Source organism: Nostoc paludosum FACHB-159 (assembly GCF_014698835.1).
Classification (GTDB): domain Bacteria; phylum Cyanobacteriota; class Cyanobacteriia; order Cyanobacteriales; family Nostocaceae; genus Nostoc; species Nostoc paludosum.
The window spans coordinates 1-26504 of sequence record NZ_JACJTU010000073.1 but is presented as its reverse complement, the minus strand read 5'-3'; the positions used below and the strand labels follow the sequence as shown (position 1 = coordinate 26504).

The window sequence follows — 26504 nt, the reverse complement described above, 5'->3', positions numbered from 1 at the left end:
ATCAAAATATAAGCACCAAGTAAGGACAAAACTGTTAGTCCATTGGGGGTGAAAAGAGAGTGAGTGTACTTGCCAATTGCGTCTGAAGGATTTTGTAATTGCTCAAATCGAAATCCTTGAGGATTAGCGCTATTTATTTTGAAAGATTTGCTCATTTTAAGGCAGAGAATTAGGTTGACCAAGAACGATAGGGTCTTTCTCTTGGTAGACAATAAAAGGTACAGGCCCAATGAAGTAGGGACTACAAGTGCGACCAATCAAGGGAATGGTTTTACAAATACGGAAGAACATAGTAGTCTCCACCTCTCCACTGCCTTCATAAATATTCCAGACAACTTGTTTAAAACTGGAGCCAAAAGGGTTTCGACCAGTAGGCTCTTTACCACCATTGAGAGCTTTCAGGATGCCAAACCCACCATTAACCTTTTGAAATTTACCGGACATCCATTGTGTACCAGTAGTTTTGCCAATGCCTGACATCTCAGCATGAGCGCAATTATTTTGCAGACAAGGTACATTAAATCCGTCTTGATAACTCCCAGAGATAGAGCGAATGCGGTTAGCTTCAATATCTCGTAGTGGCAAATCCAATGAAGCCACAAATGATAAATCAAGTGTTCTTAGTCCCGGTAAATTATCCCAAGTCAAAGTGGACAATCCGGGAACTCCAATAATGAGGGAGTCCTGCCAATTGTTAAATTGGTTGATTGATGCGTTTTGAAGATTAGGAATTGATGTCAGAGCGTAATTATTTAAGTTAATACCTTGAGAGAGTGGAATATTACTCAAACTAGAATCACGACTGATATCAGCGATTGTGCCAGAGCTAATTCCAAATTGCTCGGCAAAATCACGGATGGGTCTAACGCTCGTAACGCTTCTATTCCCTAAGTCGGGAACGGCTTTGACTAAATCAGATAATGTCTGCCATTGAGTTAATTGAAAATCATCTAATGTTAACCCACTTAAATTGATTCCTTGTACTGAAGCTATGGTTGAGAGATTTAAATTTTCTATTGCTAATTGAGGTGTTTCAAAATCCCCTAGTTCCATAAACTCGCTAATGCTTTGTCCTGCCGTCCAAGTTCTAGTTTCTCTACCTCTTGTGCCTGGGTAGGTAACACTGCCACTAATAGAAATAATCATGTCGCTGAATTTGAAACGCGACCAATCAGGAGTAAACCCATTGGGTGAATTTACAATAGGTATTTGTGCAATACGGTTCGGATAAGCATTATGAACTTTCCTTGTGGTCTGGGAAAAGGTTGAAGGGTAATGGGTAAAGGATGTATTTAAAACCTTTCCCCTTTCCCCTTTCCCCTTTAACCGAACCGTATTGGGTACTTGTGCAGAAGCCTTGGGCAGCAAAAAGCCTACAAAAGAGTTCAATAGCCCATATTTTATGAAACTATGGATGAATAAACTACCTATTAAGCTAAAAAAGATTAAGTAACGTAATGCATTATCGTTGAGGCGAAAAGATGATTTCATAAACTATTAACTTGTGTTGAATTATCAGAACTATTACTCAAAGTAATTAATTTATTAACTAAGTCTTGAGAGACAGAAGCCGCCTTTGTAGCAGTAGGAATATCATCACCTTTTTGTAAATAACCAATTAACTTTTGCAGCCGTTGATGCAGCTCGTCTTGCTGATTCATCCATCCACTTTTTATCGCGACAGCAATCCCACTTCTGATTTTGTTAATTGTTTGTTGTGTTTTAACTAATGATTGCAATTGAGGTTTCAGGGTTGTTTGTTCTCGTGCCACATCATTGTTGATCACTACCTGGCTATATTTAGGAGTGCCATTACTTGTTGCTAGTCGAAAACTGTAAGCCTTGCGTTCACCAGTTGATGATTGTGTAATGACTGTGAGCAATGTGGTGGATGTTTGCGGTAGCCCTGGAATATTGACTCTGTTGATCCGTCGCAGATGAATCAGCCCAGCGCCAGGATTGGGACAATTCTGGTCAAGCCCTTCTAAGCAACCATCTGTGTCAAGTAAAATTTGCGATGGGTCATCAAGCCATACCTTCTTGATTATTTCGCCAATTTCATAGAAAGAAATCGCTACCCCGTGACCATTCCAGACGTTAATAGTTTGTAAAGTTGCACCTTGACCACTAGCTTGAGTTTGTTTGATGGTGCGAACGACTGGGGCGGCAATTGTTGTTATTGGCGCACAAGCAACAGCTAGAGCCAACGGTATACCAATCAACAATTTTTTCATGGTAACTCCAGAGTGCGATTGACTGTAATGGTGACTTTAGTACCCGCCCCGATGTACCAAGCATTGGGGCGAGAGAAAATTTCTTGCGTAGTTCGTTGATTACGTTGGCTGATGTTTTCGCTAACTTGACCGAAAAACCCTTCGAGTAACGCACCAGTAACATTTCGACGATTGCCACTACTACGCCTACGAATACTACCTGTAAATTCATCCTCAACTTCTTCTTCACTATCCGGTTGGTTCATAATCTCCCCAACCTTTCCTAATGCAGACACAGCACCGCCGAACAAGTCACTACGTGCAATCTCGCCACCCCTGTCTTGAAATCTCCGAGCTATTAGGGGTCTACCACCTTCCCCAGTCACGGAAATCGCACCCGCTCCTATAGGATATTCTGTATTATCTTTGATGATGCCCCGAACAAAAGCGATCGCTATACTCCCGCCATCAACTGAAGCTAACTCGACTGCCAATAAAGTACCCGAAGGGATTGCCACTTGACCATAGTTATCGCGTAAATCCTCTTGCAGGAGAGCAATAGACTTAGTGTTATTAGAGGTTGGTGTTTGTGTCTGTCCTGAATTATTAACTGTGGTTTGAACTAATGGGGTAACAATCACACCAGTAGCAAATGAGCCAACTGTCAAATAACGAGTTTGTTTACCTTGGAGGATTTGGCTTTCTTGAGGTAAATAATTGTTAGCTAAAGTAATCTTGTTAACTTTAGAAGTCGCTTGCCACCTGGAGCGGATCTTTTCAATCGAGTTGCTTGAGTTTTGCGGCGTGGTTTGGTCAAGATTATTTGTATGTGTTTGTTCATTCGGTTGATTTTGAACTGCTTGAGCAAGATCCGGATCTAATGAAGATTGGTCGTTGATGTTAGTTTCGGCATAAGCGATTTTGCCATAAGAACCAATACTACGGAGTTTATTCAATTGCTCAAGGGGATCTAAGGGAGTAACTGTTCGGGTAGTAACTCTAGGTCTGGGGGAGAAATTACGTGATGGAGGGATATAGGTTTTAATTGGTTGTGGTGCAGTCCGAGGTACAGTCCGAGGTAGAGAACGTAGTTGTTGTTGAACAGGGCGTGGGGATGTAGATGGCACGACAGGATGAGTTTGAGAGACTTTTACTTGTGCTGGTTGTTCTTTTTTGTCAATATTTATTTTATTCAGTTCCGAAGCTTGGTCAGACAGAGCCAGTTTTGCACGGGCATCGCCATCGCCATCATTAGTTTGTTGGGTTTGTTCAGTAGTGGGTATTTGCGTTTTCAGAGCAATCTTTGGCGCTGGTGCGGGATTGAAAACACCATTGAGCATCAAGAATATAGCTAAAAATCCAACTCCAAAAGGGACAGTAATTATTGCCAGTCTTGACCAAGGAGAAGTAACTAATGTGTGTTTAGTCGGTACTAATAAACTTTCTGGTTCTGCTGCTTTATTACCATTAGTTTTACTACTAGCATCATCGATATGAAGCAAATCCTCTAAAGTCGATACAGACCCCTTTTTATTATTCTCTTCACTCATTTTCTTTTGCCCAAATCTAAATCAACAATTTCGGTAATTTCTAATCCGGCTCTCCGGGTGGCATAGATTTTCTTAGCTAATTCGCTAGTATTAGCTGGGATATACTCTGGATTAGAAATTGATGAAAGTGTAATGGTTTTATTAAAAGTAATCCCTTTGCCCGAATTATCGCTACGTTCAAAAGTTACAAGCGTACCAATAAAATCTATTTCCCATTTCCCATCTCTGAGTTGCCGTGGCTGTGAAATAAATCTAGGGATTAAAGATACTTGCGTATCACCATTGAACATGCTCGTGGGAGTAATTGAGGCTAATTTTTTCAGAAATGCGGCTCTAAATCCTCCATTTTCACTCAAAGCAAAGGCAGCATCATAAGCTTTAGCAGTAACTCGGCTATTCGATTTATTATCAAGTCTGCCTACTTCTACCCCAGTATCTTGTTTAGTAATAGGTTCGCCTTTTTCATCAAAAGTTCTGACTAAACCATCCCAGTTAAACATTTTAATAAAAGTATCGGAAACAAACTTTTTGATGACTTCATCAGACCGTTGGCGGGGGTCTACTACTCTGGCTGTAATGGTATCTCCTGATGATAATTGTACCAGCGCTAATTGCTTTTGATTTAGTATGCTAATGGCACCATAATTGAGGAATTGTAATAAAAGGGAAAATACCGCCATTGAAAACCCAACTAAAGAGATTATTCCTACTCTAGTTGTCACATATTTATTGGATCTAAGTAATTGTAATGGCTCTTTTTTGTGGGAAGATTTTTGGTGATTCAGCATGAACTTAACTAAAAGTGTAAGGATATATGGGCAACATCACTTTGCCATTTTTCCAACTAAACTACCGCCTTTAGTTACCAAACCCTTAGTGACTTCAATGGCGATTGAACTATAAGTTTCAGCAGCTTTATTAATTTGAATAAGAACAGCGATTCCGCCACCAGCCGCTAAACCTGCACTCAAAAACGGGGCAATTAAACCAATAGTAAACAGGAAGAACATCGGTTGATAAGTTTTAGAATCAGCGACTAATTGTCCAGCAAATCCGACAATGATATTGAAGCAGAGTTTTCCAAAACCTACACTGAAATATCCCACTAACCAAGTGTAAATAGACTTAGCTCCGTAGGGCAATAAAGAACCACCAACCGCCACTGGCCCAAGGAGTGCTGTCACTAGCATGGTTAATTCAATTCCCCACTGGTAAGCTCCGTTCATCCCAACTAAAATTATAGTAATAATGTCTGTTATGGCAGACCCTACAAAAGCATTAATCGGAGAGAATATTAAGTCCAGTCCATTTGCTTTCCCGTCTTTGACATCATTGAAAGCATCAACAGCACCATCAATCGCATCGGTGAACCAAGAAAACAATCCGTTTTGACCAAATTTCTCTGGATACTTCTGTTGGAAATCTTCTTTTGCTTTGTTGAGACATTCTATCTGTTCTTGCTGACTCAATGACGAATTTTGACACCTGTTAATAGTCATACCAACAGCCGAGCGTGCAGCTTCCGTCCCTAATGCTTGTTCGTATGCCTCTCTAAGGTTTAGACCAGCAGCAGTAGTCCCAAGAAGTAATGTATTTACATTGTTAATATAGTTCCTAATACCTAAAGTTGATTGTCCCAAAAGATTCCCGTTATTACTTAGTAGAAGGACAACTATTAAAGGCCAAATAAAATCGGTATAAGCCCGTTGCTCCTCAAGAGCCATCATCTTTTTTGTCCATTCTATTATGAAAAAAGTTAACGTAGCCACAGCGAATAAAGCGCCAACAGTACACATTCTTGTATAAACTTCACCGCTTATGGTTCGTTCCCACAATTGGTTAAACCCTTCGGCAACAGCGATGGCACTATTGTTTGCTTCTTGAGCCAATTGACCGCCAGTTGTTTGTCCTAATAAATAGTACAGATGGGACATGTGCAAAATTCTCCTGAATGCTAGGGCGTTGAAAATACAAAATTCCAATAAGTATGGTGCGTGGATGACCAAAAACAAGTCGCAAGTCGCAAGTCGCAAGTTGCAAGTGTTAAGAAAAATCGGTCTATTGCCCCTAACTTTAGTTAGGGAAAAATAGAAACAATTATGTGGAGACACGCGGTACAATACACAAAGCACAAAGCTGAGGCCACTCCACCTCCGGTCTTGATCTCAAGCGCCCACTTTCGGTATGGAGTATTACTTGCGTTAGCGCAGCGGGGCGTAGCCCATTGCGACTTGTCACTTGCGACTTGGTTTGACTTTTTATATCCACGCACTAATAACTCTATTCCTTAAAAGTAGGATCTAGTCGTGCATTAAGTACAACTTCATGTAGTAGAGATAATCTGCCATCTTCTTCTCCCTTCTCCTTATTCCGTTGTGAGTCAAGACGATCTGCCACTTGTGTCAGCATCAGATTGGAGTATGAAGTATCAAGTCTAGCCATCAAAGAATCTGTGCGTTCCTGTGCCAGCATGGAGACAATTAAGCCATTCTGAGCAGCGATCGCTTTGAGAACATTTTGAGAGGCATCCATATTTTGAGCCTCATCAGAAATATCTTTTGCAAGTTTAGCAATCTGTGCAGTAGTGTCAATCTTGGCTTGAGTTTGTTGTTGTCCGTCTTTGCTAACAACACTAGCAACAGAAGCAAGGGTTAGTTGACGCTCTAGTTCTTGTGCGTTCTGTTGAGCAACAGCATAAGAATAATCGTCCTTGAGCGAATCAAATAATTGTTCGCTTGATGCAATTGGGTCGGGCGCTCCCAATTGTCCGATAGAATTGTCAATTGCAGCAGTAGCATTTTCTTTAGTGCCAGCCCAACCGTTGTTAATTTCTTCCTTAACCCATGCTTCAATTTCTGAAATTTCAGTTTGAAGATCCAAGACGGTGGAACTAAAAAAATCGTTAATATTGATGCCATAACTAGGTGCAGCACTAAAGAAACTGCCGAACAGGGCAAAAGTTATTGCACCAATTGTCAATTTTTTCATCATTGGTTTCATTTAAGCAACCTGCTTAATTTTTGAGTGGGAAATCAAATGTTTAGCCAAGTCTGACAATTCTTCTTGCCGAATCATCCTGATGTAATCCTCGGAAAACTTAACTAAACCAAGTAGAGGATTATTGTGATATTCTTTGAGAAATAAACTACGTAATTCCTGCTCGTCGGGATTATTAGCAACAGATGCTAATAAACAGTAAGCAGGATAGTATCTACAGAATGTGAGTTTGCCATTATCATCTAATAGCCAATTAGAATAAATCCCCGACTTTTTTGGATAAAAAGCTTCGGTACTGTTGACAGAGATGATTTCAGTAGGATATTTAAAGCGAACAATAAACGGGTCAACGGCTGATGATTGAATCCTGCCTACTAAACGTGTGGTGATATTGGCAAATATCTTCTGTGCAGCTTTGCTCTGATATATAGTCTCTGGTTCTTGGGCAGAGATGATGACGCGGATACCAGACTTAGCACCATTGGCACACAATCGCCCTATCAATTGAGCGATTGCATCAAATTGGAATAAAATTGGTGCTTCATCCAGGAAGAAAATTGAAGCTTTGGATGAGAGTGCGCGACGTAAAGCCGCCGCATAAGCACTAAGGGCGAGTATGGCTGCATCAGCTTCACTTGATAAATTACGTAAAGCGAATACTAACAATTTGGCATTAGTTCTAAAGCTGGATGGACGTGAGATTGATTGTCCTACCCTAGTACTCAACCAATAATTTATTCTCAGTCTTATTTGCTGTAAGGCTTCGGAAATTTCTTGACTATTACTAGCTATAGAATCTAATTGTATGAAAGCTGGAGAACAAAAATTATAAAAGTCTTTGAGTGTCGGAGTTTCCTCCCATTCTTTAGTTCCAAACCCCTGAAGTATTGCTAACTTGTACCGCAATTTAATTTCGTCATCATTAAAAAAAGTTTTTAATGTTAACGCAATAATTGACTCAATGTTTGTAACCATTGAAGGGCTAACGCCAATAATGCTAGTTCCAATCACCATTGTCATCAGCACAGAGGAGAGAAATTCCTTGAAGTCGTTCAATCGCTCATTTCTCAGTTGTGCATCTAGAGAACGTAAATCAGGCAGTTCAAACAGATTGTTCGATTCAGAGGAAATATCGAAGTATGCCCCATCAAGACCCAGCAGATTTGTGTAGTCGGTAAATGTAGAAGTACCATCGGGTTTGGGATAGTCTAGTGCCACTACCGGAATCTCTTGTGCCAGGGCTGGGGTAAGAATACCTGCCACCAGTACAGATTTACCTGAACGAGTTGCGCCGAAGACTGCCAAATTCTTGTGGTTTTGGTACAAGTCTAAATGTACTGGTGTGCCGCCTTCTTCTGCAACTAACTCAAAGCCAGTGCAATCGCCTGTGGCAGTCCTAATCAATGGCATCAACCCTGGTGCTTCCGAACTAAAATATGGCAGTCGGCGATTGAATGGTTTAGTAAGTAATGGTTCCCACACCATAGGACAGCACTGCAACCATATCTTCCAGGCATATTCTGTTTCACGGTCAACAACGGCTGGACGCAAGAAATAACTAGCCAAGTAACGGCAAGCTTCATCTAATTCCCTTGTGGATTTACGATGTACGAGAAAAACAACACCAGTATGAACAACAACATTACCTTTATATATCGTCTTCTGCGCCTCTACCGCTTCTTCAATATTCATCCCCGACTTGACATCAATATTTCCTTTATCTGTAGATAAAGAAGTGTTAGTAACTGATTGTTTGGTAATGCGTTGAAGATTTGTTTTAGAGATAGTTTGATTTGCCTTTGTTAGCTGACAAATAATTTCTGTATCAAAAATACTGTCTCTAGAAATTAATGACCATAGATATCTTAACTGTGCTTGTTCGTCATACCAGCCCCCTGGTTTTTGGCTGAAGTTGAGCGCCCCAATATATTTATCTTGGATTTTTACCCATTTCCTATCAAAAAATGGCACAGATAACTCATTTTCTAACATCTGGTGGCGGATATGAAAATCACTAGTTTGAGTTTCTACTAGTCCATTGGCGGAATCTATCTTTAGAGGATTAGGAATTGCTGGTGGTGATGACAGATTGAATTGCTGCCAAATTATTTCCCATATTTCTTGGGCGCTCAGCACCCTAATCCCAAGTTTCATTTTATTACTTAGTATGGCTGACCATTGCAAAAAACCATTGCTAAAAGAATTTTGGAGAATATTTTCAATTCTGGTATTGTTATGGACATGAATTTCTCCAGTAAAAGAGAACCAACCTTTTTCTAATTTTCTGATAATCGATTCGATAAAATCATGAGAACGTTCATCGTCAGAAATAACAGTGTACGTACACCAGAGCCTGAGAAACTTATTTTTCCTTGTGCCACTTTGCGTTAATTCTTTAACTCGCAATCTTTCACTGCGAATCAATAGCTTTAACTGCTCAATAGAGCAAGTTGACTCTAAAGAAGATAGTTCCTTTTGCCTATAATAATCCGAGGTAAAAGACCCTAAGTGTATTGTGAGGCTTTCGCCTTCGGGAATTTCTTTTAGTCCGGCTTCTATGCCCTCAAAAATAGACAGCATCTGCTCTGATGGCAAGTTGGGATGAATCCCTAAACAATCAAAGCAGAATTTGATTTGAATATTTTCACCTTTTTTGAGAATTAATGCGCCTACACCCTGCCTACTTCCTAATTTGAGGTCACAAATGCCCGCTAAATGGATAATATCTTCAAAGGGAGTGAGCATTTTGACAACACTAATCTGCTCGTTTTCTAATGCGACTTTACCTAATTTATCTTTAGCCTGATTAGAATAATTTGGCATAATATCAATAACTGAATTTTAATGAGAACTCAAAACTTAGAACTTATTTTTCTTCTGACTTCCGACCTCCGACTTCCGACCTCCGACTTACGACTTTCGACTTCTGTTGTATTGATTGAAATTTCATATATCCCCTACTAATCCGAGGGACGCTAACGAACTTACCGAAAAAGTCTTTATTTGTAGAAATTGTCCACCAGGAACCCCACCCCCAAGCAATACTTAATCCTGTACCCAACCAACTTGTTTTCAGTAGATAATTAAAGATAAATACATTGACTACTGCTATTAATGTCCAGGGAAATATTTGGTCGGCAGGGAATGGCCCTAGTCTTGGTCTTTCTCCTAAAATCCGATTTACTGTCCGAAAAGTATGTTTCTCTGGCATATTTATTGATTTAACAAATTCGGTGGGTTTAAGTCCCCCGGTTCTATAAACGGTCAGTTTTGTGGTCGGTGTAGCACCCATTACAAAACTGTACTTCAGACGAACGACCTCCGAACTCCGACTTCCGACTTCTTTAATAAAGAGTTATCAGCTATTAGTTCAAATGCGTATTTCTCAACAACTGATAACCCAAAAAGCTTTTTTACTGAACAATCAAACCAGTAATTAAATCTCCAACAAAAACCGCCATAACTATGATTAATGGAGTTCTTGCTAGTGTCTGCCAGTCTTCATCATTGCGGGCAGATTGAATAATCCGAACTAGACTGATACCAACATATAATAGGAATAAACCTCTCAATACATTAAAGAAAAGTTCGATAACTGCTGATGTTTCTCCATTGTTGGCATTACCAAAAGCACCAGTCATCCAAGTTTGAGCATTATTGAAAAACTGAGCATTAGCTGGAGCCGCCACAAAATCAATTAGACAAATTACTGCTAACAGCGCAAACAACACTGCATAGAGATTAACTCCATATTTTCGTTGCAGTTTATCGAAGTTAGTAAATAATGCTTGTGACTGTTTCGGCAAGGCTATGACGATGGCGGACGCAATCATAAATCCACCCATCAATATATTGTGGACGGACATCTCTGCTATCATTAACACACCAGTCACACCCATGAGTGTAAGTGTGCCTTTTTTCGCCCTGTCATTCTTAGAGCCAGGTAAAAGTGTTGCTGCAACAGCAAAATCTGGGTATCCGTAGTCAGTACGCATCTGCTTTCGTTCTCCTGATCACCGATTTGAGGGATACGCACATTCTTGAATAAGTCAACCCCAAAATCGACGTACTCTGGTACTGAAAAAAACAGAACTCTAGTACTACTACATTATTAATAACATTAATAATCTATGTAAGCGGAAATTTTTTGTTGTATTATCGCTCTTTGTGCTTGATATACTCATATCCTTAATCCTCTATTAGTATAAATATTTGTGCAAATTATTCAGTAAGTCTCAAATAGAGGGGATTGACTATTGGCTAGTTTTATGAACGGAAATATCGAAATTAGTTTTAACAGAGATCGTAACTAAAAACTGTTAAAACTTGATTGCATATATATAACAAATATGTATAATACTTGCAGCTCGCTCGTAGTTAAGCATTTGTTAGAAGTAGATATTCGGCCAAGCAAGGAAATTGGGAATTAATTTTCACGCATCATTTGTTGGAGTTTTATGAGTAAAAGAAAAATATTTAGAGCACTTGTTTCAATAGGTGTAGGACTATGCTTAGGAGCTTGTCAGTCTGATGACGACAAGGTAAGCCAAGCGCAGAAAGATTCGCCGTATGTTTATGTGGCGACAAGTGATGAGCAAAGCCCAAAAGATAAGCAGTTGCAGGAATATGTAGAAAGCACACCCGACCTACACAGGGTAAGTTGGAAAGTCTGTGGCGACGGAAAACTTAGCGTGACGATGAATGAACAGATCAATAAAGGCTGCAACGAAACCAGAAACCAACCAGCTAAGGGTTTTTTTCAACCTGCTTATGTCTGGGGGCCGGTTAAAGAGGTGAAATTTGTGAGTAAGCCCGATTTTTCACCAAGCCTTAAGATCGTAGGATTGTTTGTCAAATCAAGGGGTTGTGTCACTTTAGGTCAGCCTGGAGAGGAAAATTTCTATCGGGTCGCTGAATTTACGCTTTCTAAAAATGCAAATTTACCAAAAGATGCTAAAAACGAGTTAATTACAAAACAAGAGAAAAAAGAGATATTAAACGCAGTAACAAAAGATGCTGATTTAGAGTTGACATCACTCAAAACTTTTGGCGTGTCATCTAACGGACTAATACCCACAGGGCCAACTTGTCCAACTATTGAGCAATGGCAGAAAAGTTTTTAATTGATTTGTGTGCGTTTTTCACGCCGACCTACTTAATTTGTGGGTCAGGTTTTACACAGAAATAGTAAAAGCCCGCCTCTAGCGCGAGACAGAGCAGGCATATATATCAATACGATGCTGTCATTATATAGCAAATAGCATTTGAAAAAATTCTCTGCAATAACAGCGTAATCATATTCTGGTGCAAAATTTGCTCTTATACTAGTTAATTTATTAGTTTTGCTTATGATATAAAGTCAACTAAGCCATTCAATAGTAGTATTCAAAACTACTAATTTTAAACAAAATTGACTCAGGTAAATATTCACAAAAGTGCGCTCGCTTTGTTAGCAAAGCGAGCGCTTCTCTGCCGACAGTGCAGGCAGAGGCGAAGTTGATTAGTCTATGGTTAGATGGAAAACCTCATTCATCTGTTCAATCATATCGGCACCACATCAGGCGGTTCTTGGATTTCTTGGACAAACCCCTCAACAAAGTCAATATGCAATACGCTTCGGATAAGCAGTATGAACTTCCCTTGTGGTGTGGGTTCATATTAAGGGGTAAGGGGTAAAGGGTAAAGGATGTATTTGAAACCTTTCCCCTTTAACCGAACCGTATTGGGGCTATATGCATTTTAATTTGTAACCGCGAAGCTATTGTTTTCTGACAAGCGTTAAAGCTTCCTCGTTTCCATGTTTGATGACTAACTTATTACCATTTTCTATAGTCTCAGCTTCCCATTCTTTTCCAGGTAAAAGTGGACGTATGGGAACAGATGTAATCTCCCATTCAATTTTTTCTAATTGAGAATTTGCTGAGCTTAATAGCGTTAAAGCTTCTTCGCCACCATGTTTAATTAATAACTGATTACCATTTTCTATAGTCTCAGCTTCCCATTCTTTTCCAGGTAAAAGTGGACGTATGGGAACAGATGTGATTTGCCATTCAATTTTCTCTAATTGAGGGGTTGTTGAGCTTGATGGAGGAGCTAATGTACTAGTTGCACTTAATAGATAAACAGAATCTTGTGTTTGCAAAGAATATGCCTGTGCAAAGCTATAATTCTGAAACATCAAACTCAAGCTAAACACTATAAAAACGAAAGCAACTACTTTTTTAATGAGATGCAAACTCTTCATGGTAAAACTCCTGCTGAATAACTTTACTTGTCCAAATCCATTTAACAAAGGTTGATGATTTTCCTCTGCTGAAAGTAATAATCTTAGCGATCGCACTTTTGAAACTTACTAGTGAGAAATCTGCGATCGACTTTTTACTTTGCCACTTTGTATCAAATATGTATTTTAAATTACACAGACTTACAGAAAGTTTTTTACATCAATCAAGTAAGCTTGGTAATTACTAAAATATATTCTCAGCATTATTAGAAAAATACAAGGACAGATAAGACAGTTAAGCAATTAATAAACCACGAACGCACCAATTCCCTCCCCATCATCCACCCTGACACAACTTCAACAGCATCAGCCACCAGGGATTTCTGTTGATAATTGTCAGTTTGGTGGTTTGCCACTGACTCAACTGGAGTCTCTATGACAACAGACGTTACCCCAATACGGTTCGGATAAGCAGTATGAACTTCCCTTGTGGTCTGGGTTCATGTTAAGGGGTAAGGGGTGAATGGCACGCTTGAAAAGGGAAAATCTTTGAGGCAGCTCTTGTGCTCCAGGAGCAGGGGAGAAACAAGAAGTTTAAAGTATACGAACTGATATTTAGAAATTCCCCTGGAGCATCCTTACCCTGCCTACTTTCCAACTTAACGAGCGTGCTATTCGGGTAAGGGGTAAAGGATGTATTTGAAACCTTTCCCCTTTCCTCTTTAACCGAACCGTATTGATTCAACATCCAGGAGAACTTTCTATTACCCAAATATTTTGGCTATTGTAAAAATCCCCACGTTGTTCTAATTTAAAGCCACCAAGCAATAATCCCAGCCACACCTCCACCATCGGCATTTTCAACTTCTGTTGCAGTTTAGTTAGGGCAATTTCATCTTTTACTTGTGCAAGATACTGTGCGATCGCAGCAGTCCATTTTTGCACATCTTCATCGCTTGCTAAGTTGCGAACATCTTCTAAAGTCGTCACTTCTTCTAGCATTGCTAGAACGTTCGCCTTGTCAACAGGCGCTGCCACTGAATCATTATTTTGGGCAGTATTGGAAAACTGATGCGGCCCATGCGGTCTAAAGCTCTGCGCTGGCGGTTCTTCGATTAGGTCATCCAATTCTAGGTGCATGGTTGTCCGCACCAAACCGGCAAAGATGTCGGTGCTGATTACTGGCCCGTCTGTATCGCTGTCGGCGCGTATATCCTCCAACAATAACTGGGCGCGGGTTTTGAGAATATCTGCGATTTGGTAGAAAGCTGTGGCGGCTGTTGTTAACTGTGCTTCTACAGGTAAATTTGTTAGCTCAGTATCTAAGCATTCCCACACTGCATCAAGTGTTGATGTCGTTGGCGCTTCTGATATCTCATCCAAAATATCCCAGATTTTCATTTCAAATTCAAAATTCAAAATTCAAAATTCAAAACAATTAGTAATTTTGTATTATAAAGGTAAAATAATTCAGTACATATATAATTATTATAATAATGAATCAGCATCAACATATTACAGATAGAACATTTAATTTTGCAGTCAGAATTGTTAATTTATGCAAGACTCTAGATGAAAAACCTGGAGTAGGGAAAGTTCTATACAAACAGTTAATTAGGTCTGGAACGTCTATCGGCGCTAATGTTGAAGAATCGCAATCAGCACAAAGTAAAGCTGACTTTTTAAGTAAATTGCAAATTGCTTTGAAAGAAGCTAGCATAAACAAAATATTGGTTGAAAATCCTAGTTGCTACTAATATTGTTGAAGAAAATAAATTATTATCTCTTATTAAAGGAAATGAAGAAATTATCAAAGTTATTGCAGCTATAGTGGTAAAAACCAAACAAAATCAATCCAAATAATTTTGAATTTTGAATTTTGAATTTTGAATTGTTATTCAGGCTGCTTTGGGCAAGGTCGCACTGGGCAATGCGTTGGACTAACCTCAAACATATCTTTATACTGATACAGCGAAACATTATATTCTTTGGCAAACGCCTGTAACACCTTATCTGTGTAGGTACGTATCTTCCCTGCCGTTAGCCCAAAGCAGTGAATTGGCTCTAAACGACAAATCGGCTTTTGCCCCAGCCATAATTCTGCACCTAAAGCGTGCAATGGTTTATCCCCCGGTTCTTTATATAAGTACAATACAGCAAAATAGTTGGCTGGTGGCTCAACAGCGATCGCTTCAATCTGCCCAGAATTATCTAATGTTCGGTTGCGGTAGAACGATCGGCGATTGTGACAAACCTTCGGATTCCAACAACCATCACCTTCTGTCCCATGCAGTACCTTAGCCTTAGATGTTGGCAACTTAGCACACAGTTGGCACTTCGGATCGAGTGGCTTGGGCATGGGTTACTCCGACTCTTCCTCGCCAATCGCACGGTAGTAAGCAGCGATCGCCGCTTCTTGTTCGCTGCGGAGTGTATACCGCCGAAACGCTTTATCACTTTGATGTCCAGTTAACTTCCGTGCATGGCTGGGGTCAATGCCCAACAGCAATAAGTCTGTGGCGTAGGTGTGCCGAAAGGAGTGGGGATGTAAGTCTTCAATACCTGCAAGCTCACCTATCTTCTCCACAGCAAAGTAAATGCCGTGGTAACTCAAGCGTTCGCCCTTATATGAAGCATGATGTGAAATCATTAACGGCGTGAGGCTATTCAATTCTTCCCCTGATTCAATACGCGATCGCAAATATTCTTGCAACACTTCACGACTTTCTTTCTTTAGTGGCACTAAGCGCGGTTCATTCGTTTTGGTATCTGGCAAAAATAGTAGCTTGCCATCAAATGACCCGACATTTAACTCGACAATTTCCCCTGCCCTCAACCCGTGGCTGAGAATGTGTACCAGTGCGGTATCCCGTTGCTTTGTTTCTCCCAGTTGCTCTAAAGCTGCCCACACCCTTTCCATCTGTTCTGGTGTTAGGCTTTGGGCTGGTGGCAATGGTACTTTTTCTAGTTTTATCCCCAGCGTTGGATTGGTAGTAATTATATCTGGATACGTGTAGCACATCCATTTGAAAAAGCTTTTTAGTGCAGCAACTCCGGCATTGATGCTACTTTTTGAAAGCGGTTTTTCTGCATCAGTTTTTACTTCATCCCTGAGATATTCTTTGTACAATCCTAAGTGACGCGGGCGTAGCTCGTGATAGTGCAGTTGCGTCCATCCTAAGAACCGCTTTAGTTCTCGTTCATAGAGCTTACGACTATTAGGCGCTAGGTTATTGCTGCGTAAAAACTCCAGCACCTTTATAAGGCGAATATCAGTAGGCGCAGCTATTTTTGCTGCTCTATCCCTCCCTGTTCGCTGCACCATAGATACAGCTTCATCATTTAAGGGAATAAGTTTGATCTGTGGTAGGTTGTCAAACTGGGAGTTATTTACCATATCGCGGCGTTCGCCTGGAAGCACAGTGGAAGTAACACCCCAAATTGTATGTGACTTCAGGTAGAATTTGCCCAAACCAGAAGTTAAAAGTTGTCTGCCTCGTCACTAGTAGTTCACCAACCCATAATTGCTATGTGGAGGTGGGCACTTGTGCAAGGGAGCAAAGGAGAAACTTGCAGTAAGTCTTTCCCCTCTGCTCCTCCGCTCCTCTGCTGACCTACCACTGATGTTTTAATAGTGTGGCTTTTTGAGCAACCCCTATTTCACTGTGGTCAAAAAAGTCTGACTAACTGCTTCCAAATACTAGGGGAAGTCAACTGCTGTTGCAGGTTTGCTAAATTTTCTCGAACTGTTACTGTATTGGGATGATTAACCCCTAAAATCCGTTCGTACATCTCTAAGGCTTCCTTGTGGAGAGGTTCGGCTTCACTATAATGCCCTTGGTGAAAGTGGAGTAGTGCTAAATTATTCAAGCTATCTGCCACAGCAGGATGATCGCCAGGAAACAGGCGCTTTCTCATCGCTAAGGCTTCCTTGTGGAGAGGTTCGGCTTCACTATAATGCCCTTGGTGAAAGTAGAGTAGCGCTAAATTGTTCAAGCTAGTTGCCACATGAGGATGATCGCCGACAAACAAGCGCTTTCTCATTGCCAAGGCTTCCTTGTGGAGAGGTTCAGCTTCACTGTACCGCCCAAGGCTATCGTAGAGTCGAGCTAAATTGTTCAAGCTAGTTGCCACATTAAGACAGTCGGTAGCAAACAAGCGCTTTCTCATCGCCAAGGCTTCCTTATAGAGAGATTCAGCTTCACTGTACCGCCCAAGGCTATCGTAGAGTAGCGCTAAATTATTCAAGCTAATAGCCACATGAGGATGATCGGTGGCATACAGGCGTTTTCTCATCGCCAAGGCTTTCTTGTGCAGGGGTTCGGCTTCACTATAATGCCCAACGCTATCATAGAGTCGAGCTAAATTGTTCAAGCTAGTTGCCACATCAGAATGATCGCCAGGAAACAAGCGCTTGTACATTGCTAAGGCTTCCCTGTAAAGGGGTTCGGCTTCACTATAATGCCCTTGGTGAAAGTAGAGTAGCGCTAAATTGTTCAAGCTAATAGCCACATCAGGATGTCCGTCGGCATACAAGCGTTTTCTCATTGCCAAGGCTTCTTTGCAGAGGGGTTCGGCTTCACTATAATGCCCAAGGCTATCATAAAGTAAAGCTAAATTGTTCAAGCTTTGTGCTACATCAGGATGGTCGGTGGCATACAGGCTCTTTCTCATCGCCAAGGCTTCCTTGTAGAGGGGTTCGGCTTCACTGTACCGCTCTTGGTTCTCGTAGAGTCGAGCTAAATAATTCAAGCTTTGTGCTACATCAGGATGAACGGTGGCATACAGGCGCTTTCTGATCGCTAAAGCTTCCTTGTGCAGGGGTTCGGCTTCACTGTACCGCCCTTGTGTATCATAAAGTCGAGCTAAATTGTTCAAACTAGTTGCTACATCAGGATGGTCATCGGCAAATAAAGCTTGGCAAACATTAACGCATTTCTCATACCAAGGTTCGGCTATTTTGTATAATCCTTGTCCCTCATAAAATCTTGCCACTCCCACAAATATCGAAATTACTCGATCATTAGGAACTGATGCTGGGGAAATTATCTGTTCTTCTTTTGCTGCCTTTATCTCTGCAATTAAACGTTTTCCCAGTTCTTCGAGATGGGGAATAACAGCCTTGAATAATTCGATATCCTCACAAGTAGCTGGATCAGGAATTTTTCGGGCACGGGCTATCATGGCAGTGGCGAAGGTTGTTTCTAAAACTGCTTTGATCTCGCCAGACTCTGCTAACTGTTCTTGTAAAAACCAACTCACTAAGGCATGAATTTTATAAAATCCTTCGCTGTCTTCTACTTGTTGCAGCAAATTGCGCTCATAAAGTTGCTGTTTAGCTTCGTTTAATTCATTTTCTGACCACCTTAGCTGTCTTGCTTTTTCCTGATTGTCTAATTTTCCTGCACCTATCGCCACCCAAATCACCAAATTCCACAGAATCTGCTGGGGAGAAAATAAACTCAAAAATTTTCCTAGTTGTTGTGTTACTGAGTCGAGTTCTTCCCAAGTTAAAGCAAAGGCGGCTTTGACTCCCAGTTGAGTTGAGTTGAGGGTTTCTCGCGTTTGTAGGGCTTTCTCTGCTAATTTTTGCTCTTGCAGCTGCCCGAACATCTTATTTAAACTTAGTTCCGGATCTCTGACTAAATAACCTCCGACTAACTCTATTCCCAAGGGCAAATATTCCAGACATTCACAGATTGCGGTTGCGGCTTCTAGTTGGTTTTCAACTCGCTTATCTTGCTTACCCAACAGTCTTTTTAATAATTCCAATGCTTGTCCTGGTTCTTTTTCTACTGAGAGAACATCTAAAGGAATCTCTTGAATCAAATTACGATCTAAATGCCGTAGTCGAGTAGTCACGAGAACTTCAAAGCGATGATATTTTGGAACAACTTCGCTCAGGTTGGTTAGGTCAGTTACGTCGTCAAAGACAATTAAGATGGGTAAGGAAGATTCAGGATATTTAGACCAACACCAAGCAACTTGTTCTTTAAGGTTTAACAGTCTTTCTCCTTGTTTTTGGGGAATCTCAAAACCAAACTCTGAACTGAAAAATGCCAATATTTCTCCACTGAGATTTGCCCTAGAGTTAAACCATGTTATTCCCCCATACTCATTTTCATATCGTCTTGCGTATTGGGTTGCTAATTCAGTTTTGCCCACACCTCCCATTCCTACTATGGCGACACGATCTTTTTGCTGCAACTCTTGATGCACTAGTGTCAGTTCTGCTTCTCGCCCGACGAAATGAATAGAACCGCGATAGGGTATATATTTTGTGGGATTTAACTTTGCCCGTTCCCGTTCAGGCGGCTGTAGTCAGTTAAACGTGACAGGAGCCTTAAATGTGCTGCCCTGAATGACAGTCTTGATTTCATCTGCTAACTTCTGATAATTAGTAGTGCTTGCCTGTTGCGGCTGCGATTTTAGGATGTCGGCTAGCTGCTGTATATATTGAATAAAATGGGGATTTGATTCTGCTTTTGCTGCTGTTACCAATTCTTGTTCAGCTTGAGCCACTTCAGCATTAGCTTTAGCCGCAAATTCTATCTCTAGTACAGCTGTGCCATAATCAAGTGGTTGTTCTGGAGCTTTGTCAATAGCAGTTACAGTATGGGGAGATTGTTTTTCCAGCGTGGCAACGAACTGATTAATCTTGTACCATACAGTTTCGCCTATCTTTTCACCCGTTTTTTCTAAAGCTTTGCTGGCAATTATAGAGCCAGCAGCGATCGCCGCAGTTGTTAAGGGTTCCATATACTGCTGGGTTGATGTGTACCTGATTTCCTTATTAACACAAGACTTTTGTGCCAATATCCACCTATGGACATAGTGGTGCGACTATCCGGTAATATATTGCGATCGCACAAGTGAACACATTCAGAGAAACCCTTTAACTTTCAAGAAACACATTGCCTTGAGTCAGAAATAGGGATGAGTTCTAAGCCAAAAGCTTGAGCCTTTTTCTTGAGGTGAGCGTGCGTTCTCGGTACTGTTGCTCATAGGCATCAAGACCAGGGTCAGTATAGACATTACCTGTTGTCCAAAGACGATAGAAAATACGGGCTAATTTATGAGCGGTTGCAGTAATGGCTTTAGGTACGCCTAAGCGAGCAGCTAGACGGCGATAAAAGCCACCCAAAGCAGACCCAGAACGACAAAGTGATTGTGCGGCAGTACGTAAAGCTGTGGCAACGCGGTCGCTCAGATCAAGCAACAGACGTTCGCTCACTCTTTGGGGTCACTGGCGATCGCTTTAGGGCGCATAATTCGAGCAACCCAGTTTGAAAGCATAAAGCGAGCAAATTGCTCACATTATGGTATCAAATACAACGTAATACAAGACTACAACACAAAATAAGATACCCTTATCTTTTATCCGATATAAACTACGATAATTATGTACTGAAAATAACTCTCAGATATTTTGGTATATATTTATACTTTAGTATCAGTAATCAAGGGCAGCGATCGCACTTCTTAAGTACGTTTTCAAAAGCATTCGGGCTTTGTTAAATCAAAGCAGAAAATTTCATATAGCCTGCGAATTGACTATTTGGCTTAAATCCTTGCCTCACAATCGATTTGACTTTATGCGCGAATCTTGATGCCTCAAAGACCCTGACAACTTTTGGGTCTGGTTACACCTATGCTAAAATTGCCATTCCAGAGGGAGGCAAATCAAGCCGGACACTTGCGCGACCATCTTGATGATGTTGTACAGTGACAGTTTGGTCACGTGGTGGTGTACGTAAATCTGTATCTTTCCAATTGCTTTTGTATAGAAAAGTCATGGTTGAGTTAGTGGGATGCAAATGTGCATCAACTGTTACCTCTGCACCTCGTTCTTCTAAGGCGTGGGTGTTCAGTGCCATCAGAACTTCTGTATTAAATAAAACTTGCGACCAAGCAACCAACTCACCTTGGGGAGGAATTGAGAAGGGGTAGTTGCAAAAAGATGTTTTGCGTAGGTAGTGATGTCCTCGACGCAATGCTTTACCAATTTTATCTCGACCATTGCGTATACGAGCGATCGCAGCAATCCGCAGATAGGTAGGATGGTCAATATCAAAAAAATGACAGCCTGCTGTTTGAAATGCACCAAAATCACTGCCAAACATGGCTTCTTTGATGTATCTATCTTCAGCAACTCGTCCATTTTCTATACTGTAGTCATGCTCACCTTCATTGCCATCAAAAGCCTGTTCCGTTCCATAATATATGGAAGGAATTCCCGGTGTAGTTAATTGCACGCCGACAACGTGGGCTACTTGTTCGTACAGATGAGGTACATTACTGTAGGCAGCAAAACGCTGCTTCCAGTTATGAGATGATATATCGTAGTTATCTAAAACAGAGACATGATATTGCCCAAGTTGGCGGTATTGTCCAGCAAAATGATTTTCGTCATACTCACCAAAAAATTCGTTTGGGTTTACTAACCCTTTGACTACTGCGGTTAACTGCTTAGGTATATTTGCGTTATCGACTACGGCGTTGAGGTTACGACCAAAAAAGTCAACGTAGGCATCTGCTATGCCGCCACAAGTTATGTCTCCAATGATGAGAAAATTATCTTTGCCTATAGATTGGGCGTATTCATGAATTGCGGTCGAAAATATATGCGAATCTTGTGGAGAAATGTGTTTATCTACATCAACGCGAAACCCATCGCAATCAGAAATAGCTATCCAATATTCATATACTTTTATGAGATCTGCGATCGCGTGAATATGGTGATTGTAAATTACGTCTAGGATGACATAGATATTGCGATCGTGAGCCGCATCAATTAAATCTCTTAAATCCCGACGATTACCAAAGCGGGGGTCAATATCTAAAAGATTTTGACTACTGTAATCATAAACTGGCCCAATCCACAGTGCTGTTACTCCCAATCGCTGCAAATAGTCTAACTTACTCCTAATACCCCTAAGAGTACCACCCGCAGACTTCCTGCCTGCTGCCATCCAGGTAGCTTTATCCTTAACTTTATACCTTAAGGGATTAGTACGGTCAAAAAGTTCCCTTTCATTTTCATGAGCATCACTAAATCTATCAGGTAATAGATAATACAAAAACTGGTCTCGCCAACTTACAGGACTTAGCTGCACCCTTCCTCTTGGTTTCAAGTCTATTTGGGAGACTTGTTGAGGTATCAATTCTTCAACTTTAGCCATGAGGACTTACGCGTTGAGATAAAGATTAGAAAATGCCCTTTTAATGATCGGCAAACTATTTCCAGTTTTCATTAACCCGTAGAGGGATTTAAACTGAAATCTTTACTAAATAAACTATTGAAACAGACGCGAGTTAATGAGTCAGCTAAAAAACAAATTCAATAGTGACTACTAATTATTTTTGACCAAACCCAGCATCAACCATTTAACAGCTATGCACAATCCTCTAATTCTGATGCTTGTTACAGTCACTATTTTTTTTCTGATGTTAGCACTAGGGAGCAAACTCTCTGTTGAGAATATCCTCTCCTTCTGGCGAAAACCTGCCTTAGTATTGCGTGCGCTTCTAGCCGTGTCGCTGCTTGTTCCTCTAGAGGTGATTGTGCTGATGAAATTTTTTCACTTACCGCCGGAAGTGACGATAGGATTAGCTTTATTGGCAGCTGCTCCAGGTGCGCCTCTAAGCACAAAGCGAGCGCAAATTGCTGGAGGCAGCTTAGTTTATGCAGCAAGTCTTCAGCTTACCCTAGCAATACTTGCGGTTTTTGTGACTCCCTCTACCTTGGCGATTTTTGGCATCTTATTTGCGGATATTTCGCAAAAAGTGGCAATTTTAGATGTTGCCCGACAAGTGATGATGGTGCAAATATTGCCTGTGAGTCTCGGTCTTTTCATCAACAAGTTCGCTCCTACATTTGCTCAAAGAATAGCCCAACCCTTAACTTTGATAGCTGATAGTCTCTTTTTCGGGCTGGTTATTTTGGCGTGTATCTTCGGACTACCATTGTTGTACAAGCTTTGGGTATTACCACTCGAAGCGATCGCAATTATGGTAATTGCCTCTTTAGGAATTGGACACGCTTTAGGCAGACTCGATCATGATACCCGCTCTACCTTGGCGATTTTCTGTGTTGCTCGCAATTTTGGTTTAGCTTTGTTTATTGCTATTTTGAATCATGTAGAGCAGCAGGTGATACCAACGCTAGTGGCTTACTTAATTTTGGGAACCTGTATCGGTGTTCCTTACTCCATCTGGAATCAGCGCAGATTAGCTGAAAACCCATCATGAATCAACAATAGGCTCTTGCGGTGGGGTGTAGTGTTGGCGTAGCCTCTGTCTACGACACGCTTCGCGAACGTAGAGAAGACTACATATTTCAGGAGTTTAATATCTCAGGAGTTTAATTCTATGTCTCTGCGTGAATATAAACCCGGAAACACTTTCCCTGGTGTGATAGGACGGACAGTTGATGACTCCAGTCCGGCTTGGCCAGAACCTTTGCGAGCCAAAGAAGGCTTACCAAACGTACTATTTATCGTCTTTGATGATACAGGCTTTGGGCAATTTGGATGCTACGGCAGTCCCATCAACACACCCAATCTAGACGTACTAGCTGCCAATGGCTTGCGCTATAACAATTTACACACGACGGCGTTGTGTTCACCCACCCGCTCTTGTCTTCTCACTGGGCGCAATCACCATTCCAACGCTATGGCCTGTATTACAGAAGGGTCTACTGGTTATCCAGGTAGCAATGGGAATATTCCCTTTGAGAATGGATTCCTCTCAGAGATATTACTACACAAAGGCTATAACACTTATGCAATCGGCAAATGGCATTTAACCCCCGCAGACCAAATATCTGCGGCTGGCCCCTATGACCGTTGGCCTCTCGGTCGTGGTTTTGAACGTTTTTATGGTTTTCTCGGCGGAGAAACTCACCAGTATTATCCAGATTTGGTTTATGATAACCACACCGTTCAACCAGAAAAGACCCCCGCACAAGGCTATCATTTGACCGCAGACTTAGTAGACAAGGCAATTAGCTTTATTGCTGATGCCAAGCAGGTTGCCCCCAACAAACCCTTTTTCATGTATTTCTGTCCTGGGGCGATGCACGCCCCTCATCATGTGCCGAAAGAATGGGCTGATGCCTACGCTGGACAATTTGATGATGGTTGGGAAGCTTACAGGGAAAAGGTTTTTGCTCGTCAGCAGCAAATGGGCATTGTCCCCGCTAACACAGAACTATCGCGCCATGACCCCGATGTTCCATACTGGGATTCTCTCTCAACAGCAGAAAAACGGCTTTATGCCCGCATGATGGAAGTCTTTGCTGGATTTCTCACCCATACTGACTATCACATCGGTCGCTTACTCGATTTCCTCAAAACTATTGGCGAGTTCGATAATACTCTAATTATGGTCATCTCAGACAATGGGGCAAGTTCTGAAGGTGGGCCGACTGGTTCAGTTAATGAAAATCTATTTTTTAACAATGTGCCAGAGTCTTTAGAAGAAAACCTCAAAGCATTGGATAAACTGGGTAGTCCAGAAACTTTCAACCATTATGCTTGGGGCTGGACTTGGGCAGGTAATACGCCTTTTCGTCGCTGGAAACGGGAAACTTATCGGGGTGGAATTAGCGACCCCTTGATAGTCCATTGGACTCAAGGTATCAAGGCAAAAGGTGAAATCCGTACTCAGTATGCCCACGCCATTGACCTAGTACCAACGGTACTTGACCTACTAGAAATCGAACCACCAACAACCATTAGGGGTGTCACTCAATCCCCTATTGAAGGTGTCAGCTTTGCCCATACTTTTAATGATACTGATGCACCCACTAAACACCTGACGCAATATTTTGAGATGATGGGACATCGTTCGCTTTACCATGATGGTTGGCGGGCGGTTTGTCCTTGGCCTGGACCTTCATTTACAGAAGCAGATCAGTTTTTTGGTGCGCCTATCTCGGCTGAAACTTTGACACAGTTAGATACTCATCATTGGGAACTGTATCACGTTGCTCAGGATTTTGCCGAAAATCACAACATTGCTACAGACAACCGCCCCAAGTTGATTGAGATGATTGCCACTTGGTATGTAGAGGCGGGTAAATATAATGTGTTACCTGTGGATGGAAGGGGTGTACAACGATTTGCACAAGAACGTCCTCAGATTGCTATCAATCGTAGCCACTATACTTACTATCCTGATACTCAGGCAATACCAGCCAATTGTGCTGTCAAGTTGCTCAATCGTTCCCACAGTATTACAGCAGATGTAGAAATCCCCAGAGGTGGCGCACAAGGAGTATTACTTGCTCACGGCGGTAATGATAGTGGCTACTCCTTTTATGTCAAAGATGCTAAACTGCACTGGGTTCATAATTATGTAGGGCGATCGCTCTACCATATCGAGTCTTTTTCATTAATCTCCCAGGGTCGGCATCAGTTACGTTTTGAGTTTGAAGTGACGGGTCAGCCAGATTTAGCCAAGGGGAAAGGATCTCCTGGTCACGCCCTACTTTATATCGATGGGAAATTAGTTGGGCAAGCGAATGTCCCTGTAACTACTCCCTTAGCACTAGGTCTGGCCAGTGGTGTTACCTGTGGGATAGCCCCTGGTGCGCCTGTAACACCCGATTATGAACCACCCTTCAAGTTTACGGGCAAGATTCATAGCGTGATAGTGGATGTTAGTGGAGATTTGATTCAAGACCGTGAAGCCGAAATGCGTCTCATAATGGCACGACAGTAGCAACAAGATGAAACATTCTTTTACAGCCAATACTGTGCAATAGAGATACGCCGCATTGGCTCTCAAAACCTTGGATATGACTTGCTTGTGGTGACTAAAGTAAGAAACGAAGTGCAGAATTTTCTTACCAACTTTAGCAATTCGACTTTGGATAAAAAAAAGTAATTGGGGTTTTTTGCTTGAAACAAAATGCCGACCATTGGTCGGCAAAAGACGATCGCTTATGCTGGGCGCTCTGTGCCAAAATATCGAGTGGCATATCAGCAAGCAAGTAATCACATTGGTATTCAAGAGCTTTATCTCGCGAAGCTTTAAAGGCTCCAGGGCAGAAGGCAGCGCGAGCTGAAGGTTGATTTAATGGAACACTCGCCCTGTTGGCTATTAACAACATTCCGTGGGTTTAAGTCCCCCGGTTCAATAAATAAGTCAGTTTTGTGGTCGGTGTAGCACCCATTACAAAACTGTACTTCAGACGAACGACTTCCGACTTGCGACCTGCGACTTGCGACCTGCGACTTGTTTTGCGACTTCTTTAATAAACTGGATGATAAAGCCCATCGTTCTCGTTAAACCGCCACGAACGATTACCCAAATCGCGGTCTTGTGTCCAGCGTTCAAAGTCCTTTTGGCTCAAAGTTGCACGTTTTTGTTCGACAGTCGATGCAGTAGTGCCAAAACGCGAGGCTAATTGTTCTGCATTACGGGGTTCAAGCTTGACTGGTGCACTCGTTTGGTAGGGGTAGCTGCTTGATTTGCTGCGTGACCTTGATGCGTTGATACTATTTTGCATTTGTA

General features: G+C 41.5%; 22 protein-coding genes and 1 pseudogene. 5 read left to right on the top strand and 18 right to left on the bottom strand.

The features are described from left to right. Positions 1-156: 156 nt before the first annotated feature. From H6H03_RS35485 to H6H03_RS35445, 9 genes are all read right to left on the bottom strand, one after another. Positions 157-1146, bottom strand: coding sequence for a hypothetical protein (locus H6H03_RS35485; protein WP_242065757.1), 990 nt, complete (start codon positions 1144-1146; stop codon positions 157-159). Between the two features lie 341 nt (positions 1147-1487). Beyond that, positions 1488-2234, bottom strand: a complete 747-nt coding sequence (locus H6H03_RS35480; protein WP_190959698.1) for a hypothetical protein — start codon at positions 2232-2234, stop codon at positions 1488-1490. After that, on the bottom strand, positions 2231-3763 hold the full coding sequence (locus H6H03_RS35475) for a TrbI/VirB10 family protein (protein ID WP_190959697.1): 1533 nt from the start codon (positions 3761-3763) through the stop codon (positions 2231-2233). The genes H6H03_RS35480 and H6H03_RS35475 overlap by 4 nt, the downstream gene beginning before the upstream one ends. Beyond that, positions 3760-4443 carry a hypothetical protein gene (locus H6H03_RS35470; RefSeq protein ID WP_242058143.1) on the bottom strand — a complete coding sequence of 228 codons (684 nt, stop codon included), beginning with the start codon at positions 4441-4443 and terminating at the stop codon, positions 3760-3762. Before H6H03_RS35470 ends, H6H03_RS35475 begins: the two co-directional genes overlap by 4 nt. A 144-nt stretch (positions 4444-4587) precedes the next feature. After that, positions 4588-5697 (bottom strand): hypothetical protein, encoded by a 1110-nt coding sequence (locus tag H6H03_RS35465; RefSeq protein WP_242058142.1) that lies wholly within the window; start codon positions 5695-5697, stop codon positions 4588-4590. A gap of 346 nt (positions 5698-6043) precedes the next feature. After that, entirely contained in the window at positions 6044-6763 is a 720-nt protein-coding gene (locus H6H03_RS35460) for a hypothetical protein (protein WP_190959695.1), read from the bottom strand. Further along, entirely contained in the window at positions 6764-9583 is a 2820-nt protein-coding gene (locus H6H03_RS35455; RefSeq protein ID WP_190959694.1) for a hypothetical protein, read from the bottom strand. Positions 9584-9626: 43 nt separating this feature from the next. Beyond that, on the bottom strand, positions 9627-9971 hold the full coding sequence (locus H6H03_RS35450) for a hypothetical protein (protein ID WP_190959701.1): 345 nt from the start codon (positions 9969-9971) through the stop codon (positions 9627-9629). 202 nt (positions 9972-10173) lie between these two features. Further along, the gene (locus H6H03_RS35445) at positions 10174-10755 is read right to left on the bottom strand and encodes a hypothetical protein (protein WP_190959693.1); all 582 of its coding nucleotides are present in this window, start codon (positions 10753-10755) and stop codon (positions 10174-10176) included. Positions 10756-11217: 462 nt separating this feature from the next. Here H6H03_RS35445 and H6H03_RS35440 point away from each other — a divergent pair, with 462 nt between their 5' ends. After that, positions 11218-11883: a hypothetical protein gene (locus tag H6H03_RS35440; RefSeq protein WP_190959692.1), complete on the top strand. Its 666-nt coding sequence runs from the start codon at positions 11218-11220 to the stop codon at positions 11881-11883. A 635-nt stretch (positions 11884-12518) separates the two neighbouring features. On the opposite strand, the gene H6H03_RS35435 is transcribed toward H6H03_RS35440, so the two are convergent. Both H6H03_RS35435 and H6H03_RS35430 read right to left on the bottom strand, forming a co-directional pair. Further along, positions 12519-13004 (bottom strand): hypothetical protein, encoded by a 486-nt coding sequence (locus H6H03_RS35435; protein ID WP_190959691.1) that lies wholly within the window; start codon positions 13002-13004, stop codon positions 12519-12521. A 720-nt stretch (positions 13005-13724) separates the two neighbouring features. After that, positions 13725-14384, bottom strand: coding sequence for a hypothetical protein (locus H6H03_RS35430; RefSeq protein ID WP_190959690.1), 660 nt, complete (start codon positions 14382-14384; stop codon positions 13725-13727). 95 nt (positions 14385-14479) lie between these two features. Here H6H03_RS35430 and H6H03_RS35425 point away from each other — a divergent pair, with 95 nt between their 5' ends. Then, a complete protein-coding gene (locus H6H03_RS35425) occupies positions 14480-14740 on the top strand; it encodes a four helix bundle protein (protein WP_313932010.1) in 261 nt (86 codons plus the stop codon). A gap of 137 nt (positions 14741-14877) precedes the next feature. Here the strand turns inward: H6H03_RS35425 and H6H03_RS35420 are convergent, their stop codons facing one another. From H6H03_RS35420 to H6H03_RS35395, 6 genes are all read right to left on the bottom strand, one after another. Next, complete coding sequence (locus H6H03_RS35420) at positions 14878-15342, bottom strand: hypothetical protein (RefSeq protein WP_190959689.1); 465 nt, start codon at positions 15340-15342, stop codon at positions 14878-14880. A gap of 3 nt (positions 15343-15345) precedes the next feature. Further along, positions 15346-16380, bottom strand: coding sequence for a tyrosine-type recombinase/integrase (locus H6H03_RS35415; protein WP_190959688.1), 1035 nt, complete (start codon positions 16378-16380; stop codon positions 15346-15348). A gap of 272 nt (positions 16381-16652) precedes the next feature. After that, entirely contained in the window at positions 16653-19202 is a 2550-nt protein-coding gene (locus tag H6H03_RS35410; protein WP_313932009.1) for a tetratricopeptide repeat protein, read from the bottom strand. Positions 19203-19304: 102 nt separating this feature from the next. Continuing rightward, positions 19305-19742 carry a hypothetical protein gene (locus H6H03_RS35405; RefSeq protein WP_190959687.1) on the bottom strand — a complete coding sequence of 146 codons (438 nt, stop codon included), beginning with the start codon at positions 19740-19742 and terminating at the stop codon, positions 19305-19307. A 184-nt stretch (positions 19743-19926) separates the two neighbouring features. Further along, positions 19927-20217, bottom strand: a complete 291-nt coding sequence (locus tag H6H03_RS35400; protein ID WP_190959686.1) for a hypothetical protein — start codon at positions 20215-20217, stop codon at positions 19927-19929. Between the two features lie 415 nt (positions 20218-20632). Beyond that, on the bottom strand, positions 20633-22165 hold the full coding sequence (locus tag H6H03_RS35395) for an alpha-amylase family glycosyl hydrolase (protein ID WP_190959685.1): 1533 nt from the start codon (positions 22163-22165) through the stop codon (positions 20633-20635). Positions 22166-22346: 181 nt separating this feature from the next. Between H6H03_RS35395 and H6H03_RS35390 the strand changes: the two genes are divergently transcribed. From H6H03_RS35390 to H6H03_RS41640, 3 genes are all read left to right on the top strand, one after another. Then, the gene (locus H6H03_RS35390; protein ID WP_242058141.1) at positions 22347-23234 is read left to right on the top strand and encodes a bile acid:sodium symporter family protein; all 888 of its coding nucleotides are present in this window, start codon (positions 22347-22349) and stop codon (positions 23232-23234) included. 120 nt (positions 23235-23354) lie between these two features. Next, on the top strand, positions 23355-25709 hold the full coding sequence (locus H6H03_RS35385; protein WP_190959684.1) for an arylsulfatase: 2355 nt from the start codon (positions 23355-23357) through the stop codon (positions 25707-25709). A 189-nt stretch (positions 25710-25898) separates the two neighbouring features. Further along, positions 25899-26024, top strand: a complete 126-nt coding sequence (locus H6H03_RS41640) for a hypothetical protein (RefSeq protein ID WP_277926226.1) — start codon at positions 25899-25901, stop codon at positions 26022-26024. A 217-nt stretch (positions 26025-26241) separates the two neighbouring features. On the opposite strand, the pseudogene H6H03_RS35380 reads toward H6H03_RS41640, so the two are convergent. Next, positions 26242-26504: pseudogene (locus H6H03_RS35380) on the bottom strand (hypothetical protein); the annotation flags it as partial.

What these genes read in the sequence shown, in the direction of transcription:
- H6H03_RS35430 (WP_190959690.1), bottom strand. Translation starts at nt 14,384, where the DNA reads ATGAAAATCTGGGATATTTTGGATGAGATATCAGAAGCGCCAACGACA.
- H6H03_RS35485 (WP_242065757.1), bottom strand. Translation starts at nt 1,146, where the DNA reads ATGATTATTTCTATTAGTGGCAGTGTTACCTACCCAGGCACAAGAGGT.
- H6H03_RS35480 (WP_190959698.1), bottom strand. Translation starts at nt 2,234, where the DNA reads ATGAAAAAATTGTTGATTGGTATACCGTTGGCTCTAGCTGTTGCTTGT.
- H6H03_RS35460 (WP_190959695.1), bottom strand. Translation starts at nt 6,763, where the DNA reads ATGAAACCAATGATGAAAAAATTGACAATTGGTGCAATAACTTTTGCC.
- H6H03_RS35455 (WP_190959694.1), bottom strand. Translation starts at nt 9,583, where the DNA reads ATGCCAAATTATTCTAATCAGGCTAAAGATAAATTAGGTAAAGTCGCA.
- H6H03_RS35450 (WP_190959701.1), bottom strand. Translation starts at nt 9,971, where the DNA reads ATGCCAGAGAAACATACTTTTCGGACAGTAAATCGGATTTTAGGAGAA.
- H6H03_RS35420 (WP_190959689.1), bottom strand. Translation starts at nt 15,342, where the DNA reads ATGCCCAAGCCACTCGATCCGAAGTGCCAACTGTGTGCTAAGTTGCCA.
- H6H03_RS41640 (WP_277926226.1), top strand. Translation starts at nt 25,899, where the DNA reads ATGCCGACCATTGGTCGGCAAAAGACGATCGCTTATGCTGGGCGCTCT.
- H6H03_RS35425 (WP_313932010.1), top strand. Translation starts at nt 14,480, where the DNA reads ATGAATCAGCATCAACATATTACAGATAGAACATTTAATTTTGCAGTC.
- H6H03_RS35470 (WP_242058143.1), bottom strand. Translation starts at nt 4,443, where the DNA reads ATGGCGGTATTTTCCCTTTTATTACAATTCCTCAATTATGGTGCCATT.
- H6H03_RS35385 (WP_190959684.1), top strand. Translation starts at nt 23,355, where the DNA reads ATGTCTCTGCGTGAATATAAACCCGGAAACACTTTCCCTGGTGTGATA.
- H6H03_RS35475 (WP_190959697.1), bottom strand. Translation starts at nt 3,763, where the DNA reads ATGAGTGAAGAGAATAATAAAAAGGGGTCTGTATCGACTTTAGAGGAT.
- H6H03_RS35405 (WP_190959687.1), bottom strand. Translation starts at nt 19,742, where the DNA reads ATGGAACCCTTAACAACTGCGGCGATCGCTGCTGGCTCTATAATTGCC.
- H6H03_RS35465 (WP_242058142.1), bottom strand. Translation starts at nt 5,697, where the DNA reads ATGTCCCATCTGTACTATTTATTAGGACAAACAACTGGCGGTCAATTG.
- H6H03_RS35435 (WP_190959691.1), bottom strand. Translation starts at nt 13,004, where the DNA reads ATGAAGAGTTTGCATCTCATTAAAAAAGTAGTTGCTTTCGTTTTTATA.
- H6H03_RS35415 (WP_190959688.1), bottom strand. Translation starts at nt 16,380, where the DNA reads ATGGTAAATAACTCCCAGTTTGACAACCTACCACAGATCAAACTTATT.
- H6H03_RS35395 (WP_190959685.1), bottom strand. Translation starts at nt 22,165, where the DNA reads ATGGCTAAAGTTGAAGAATTGATACCTCAACAAGTCTCCCAAATAGAC.
- H6H03_RS35445 (WP_190959693.1), bottom strand. Translation starts at nt 10,755, where the DNA reads ATGCGTACTGACTACGGATACCCAGATTTTGCTGTTGCAGCAACACTT.
- H6H03_RS35440 (WP_190959692.1), top strand. Translation starts at nt 11,218, where the DNA reads ATGAGTAAAAGAAAAATATTTAGAGCACTTGTTTCAATAGGTGTAGGA.